This window comes from Halochromatium sp. (genome assembly GCF_046541315.1).
In the GTDB taxonomy this organism is placed as follows: domain Bacteria; phylum Pseudomonadota; class Gammaproteobacteria; order Chromatiales; family Chromatiaceae; genus Lamprobacter.
In genome coordinates, this window is record NZ_JBKHDN010000262.1 from 1 (window position 1) to 3,373 (window position 3,373).

Here is a 3,373-nt window from a genome sequence, read left to right on the forward strand (position 1 = left end):
CAGCGCCCGCCTGTGGCGCCGGTGGCTGCTGCCCGACCGGGGTTTGCGGACTCGACTAGGGCCCGATCGGGGCTCGATTGGGGATCGGGGGCTGGTCCTTTCAGGATCGCGATCCTGCTGGACAAGCCCCCGAATTCGCCCCATGGATTGTCCAATCGCAACGCACCTCGGGCCAGCTTGGTCGTATAATCGGGCCTCACGTAGCGGGTGCTTGTAGCCATTCCGCTACGCACTCATGGGCATGGTCCTTGGCATCGGTCCAGATGCGGGAAATTCCAAACCATCGACCCCATTTACCCAATCATCCCCGGCAGTCGCAGATGTGATCCTCCGATCAGTCGGCGACCACCAGCGCGATGAACCCTAACCTCGACCCTCAGGAACGCTCCTATGAACCTCCCCAAGAATGTCGGACAGACCGATCGCAACATCCGTTACGCCGTTGCCGGCGTCCTGGTTCTCTTTGGCCTGATCACTGGCTCATGGCTGTTTAGCATCATCGGCTTGATCGTGCTCGCAACCGCCTACCTTGGCACCTGCGGCGCCTACATCCCGCTCGGCATCAATACCACCAAGAAAGATCAGGAATAAGCCGAGCGTTCAGCACGAGGGGAGCAAGCCCCTCGTCTCGGCACAGGGAGGTGCCGCTTCACCACCGCATGCGCCCCGATGACCAACACTGCCTTCCTCATCGCGGCGGAAGGCCTGGAAAAACACTTCCCGGGCGTCCGTGCCGTTGACGGCATCAGCCTCGGCGTCCGCGCCGGTCAGTGCTTCGGGCTCTTAGGGCCCAACGGTGCCGGCAAGACCACCACGCTGGAGATGCTCGAAGGCATCCAGACCCCGAGCGCCGGACGCGTCCTGTTCCAAGGCCGGCCCCTCGATCGCGCCTTCCGCGAACGCATCGGTATCCAATTCCAAGCAACCGCGTTGCAGGATTTCCAGCGGGTGCGCGAATCCCTGGCCATGTTCGCGGCCCTCTATCAGCACCACGCCGACCTCGACGAACTGATCCGGCTCTGCCATCTCGGCGAGATCCTCGAGCGCGACACCCGCAAGCTCTCCGGCGGGCAGCGCCAACGCCTGCTGCTGGCCATCGCCTTGGTGAACGACCCGGCGCTGGTGTTCCTCGACGAGCCCACCACCGGCCTTGATCCCCAAGCCCGGCGCAACTTCTGGACCCTGATCGAACGCGTGCGCGCGCGCGGCACCACCCTGCTGATCACGACCCATTACATGGAAGAGGCGGAGCGTCTCTGCGACGAGATCGCGATCGTCGATCACGGACGCATCCTGATTCAAGGGCGACCGAGCGCGCTCATTCAAGCGCATTTCCCGGCCGCCATCCTGCGGCTGCCGAGCGACGCTTGGCCCGCCGCCGAACCCCTGCCCGCGAACGCCGAGCGACGCGACACTCACATCGAACTCTCTGTCGACGAGGTGCCAGCGGCCCTTGAGCAACTGGAGCGGCATGGCGCCTCGTTGATCGATCTGCGCGTCGACCGCCCGAGCCTCGAGGACCTATTCCTCAAATTGACCGGCCACAGCCTCAGAGCCTGATGATGACCTCCGACGCGATGCCAAGGCGGCGCCGAGTGGGCGTGCTTGCGGCCAGTGCTCGAGCGAGCGGGAAACGCATTTTGGCGATCTTCATCGCCCGCAACCGCGAGTTCTACCGCGACACCGCGGGGCTGGTGTGGAATATGCTGATGCCGGTGCTGATGATTGTCGCCTTCGCGTTCATCTTCGGTGCCGGCAGTCAAACCCTGTTCAAGGTGGGACTGCTCAACGGCAATGGGACCGCGCCCAGCGCGCCGGCGAGTAGCGATCCAATCCATGCGTTTCTGGCGATCGAGGCGATTCGGTTCGTCCCCGTCAGCGAACCAGAGGCAGGGATCGCCAAGGTCGCGAGACATCAGCTGGACCTGCTGCTCGACCCGAGCGCTCCATCCAGGTACTGGGTCAACCCCGAGTCCCCGAACGGCTCCGTCCTCGAGCGTCTGCTGTTGGGCGCGACCGCCGTTCCAAGCGAGAACGGGCCAAGCCCGCAACGCGAGACCGCCACCGGCGCGGCCCTGAGCTATGCCGACTGGGCGCTGCCCGGCGTGCTGGCGATGAACCTGATGTTCTCGAGTCTCTGGGGCGTCGGTTGGGTGGTCGTGCGCTACCGCAAGAACGGCGTCCTGCGGCGACTCAAGGCCACGCCGCTGACACCGCTCGAATTCCTGATGGCGCAGATCCTGTCGCGGCTGATGGTGGTGCTCGTCTCGAGCCTGGTGGTCTACGCCGGCGCCATGATGTTGCTCGACTTCCCGATGCGCGGCTCGTATCTGGCGCTGCTCCTGATCTATATCGCCGGCGCGCTTTGCATGATCAGCCTGGGCCTGATCGTGGCGGCGCGGCTGCGCACCGAGGAACTCGCCGACGGACTGCTCAACCTGCTGTCCTGGCCGATGCTGTTGCTGTCGGGGGTCTGGTTTTCGATGGAGGGCACCAGCGCCGCCGCACAGGCCCTGTCGACGCTGATGCCGCTGAGATATCTCGTCGAAGGCGCGCGCGCCATCATGATCGATGGCGCGGGGCTCCTCGAGATCGCGCCGCAGCTGGCCTTGCTGCTGGCGATGGCGGCGATCCTGATCGCCATTGCCGCGCGTCTCTTTCGCTGGGAGTGATCCGGCCGCCCGGATCGGTTCGACGATCGGTTCGACCTCAGTTCGACTGAGGGGCCATGGGCGCGTTGGGGTAATAGCCAGGCGCGGCGGGTGCCGGCCAATGGCCATAGGCGCCATAAGGACCAGCCGGTGGCATCGGCGGTACCGCCGGCTGCATGCGCTGCATCTCTTCCCAGCGCTGGCGCGCGAAGGCCTCCGCCTGGCGCCGCTGCTCGGCGTAATAGGCCTCGATTTGGGCGCGCCGTTGCGCGGCCCAAGCGCCAGGCGTGGCAGGCGCTTTCGACGCCGCGTCGCCGTCCTTCGGCGTCGACTTGGCATCGGCGGAGGCGGTCTTGTCCGCGCTCGCACCCTTGCCGGCATCAGCCTCGCTCGCCTCGCTCGCCTCGCTCGCCTCGCTCGCCTCGCTCGCCTTGCTCGATTCGCTCGTCTTGCTCGATTCGCTCGTTTCGCTCGTCTTGCTCGATTCGCTCGTTTCGCTCGATGCCGTCTGCTTGCTCGCCTTGGCGGCGGATGGAGCGCTTGGCGCCGGCTTGGACTCGGACTGCGGCTTCTCCTGCATCAACGCCTGGGCATAGGCATCGGCCTCCTGCTTGCTGACATCGGGCTTGGTCGCCGCTGCGGTCTCCTCGGCCGGCTTGCTCGCCGATGGCGCCGACTGGGTCGGCGTCGCTGGCTGCTGGGACGGCTGCTGGGCGGATTGA

At 65.8% G+C, this 3,373-nt stretch carries 4 protein-coding genes; 3 read left to right on the forward strand and 1 reads right to left on the reverse strand.

Features of this window, described 5'->3' with window-relative positions; genetic code table 11:
- Positions 1 to 390 precede the first annotated feature (390 nt).
- From ACLFQI_RS12800 to ACLFQI_RS12810, 3 genes are all read left to right on the forward strand, one after another.
- Positions 391 to 591, forward strand: coding sequence for a DUF2892 domain-containing protein (locus ACLFQI_RS12800; RefSeq protein WP_410759886.1), 201 nt, complete (start codon positions 391 to 393; stop codon positions 589 to 591).
- Between the two features lie 78 nt (positions 592 to 669).
- Entirely contained in the window at positions 670 to 1,560 is an 891-nt protein-coding gene (locus ACLFQI_RS12805; protein WP_410759888.1) for an ABC transporter ATP-binding protein, read from the forward strand.
- Between the two features lie 17 nt (positions 1,561 to 1,577).
- Positions 1,578 to 2,672: an ABC transporter permease gene (locus ACLFQI_RS12810; protein ID WP_410759890.1), complete on the forward strand. Its 1,095-nt coding sequence runs from the start codon at positions 1,578 to 1,580 to the stop codon at positions 2,670 to 2,672.
- A gap of 37 nt (positions 2,673 to 2,709) precedes the next feature.
- Here ACLFQI_RS12810 and ACLFQI_RS12815 read toward each other — a convergent pair.
- Positions 2,710 to 3,373 (reverse strand): hypothetical protein (locus tag ACLFQI_RS12815; protein ID WP_410759889.1); only part of this gene is annotated, 664 nt, incomplete at its 5' end.

Excerpts from the sequence above, each read along its gene's own strand:
- ACLFQI_RS12800 (WP_410759886.1), top strand. The coding sequence starts at position 391 with ATGAACCTCCCCAAGAATGTCGGACAGACCGATCGCAACATCCGTTAC.
- ACLFQI_RS12805 (WP_410759888.1), top strand. The coding sequence starts at position 670 with ATGACCAACACTGCCTTCCTCATCGCGGCGGAAGGCCTGGAAAAACAC.
- ACLFQI_RS12810 (WP_410759890.1), top strand. The coding sequence starts at position 1,578 with ATGCCAAGGCGGCGCCGAGTGGGCGTGCTTGCGGCCAGTGCTCGAGCG.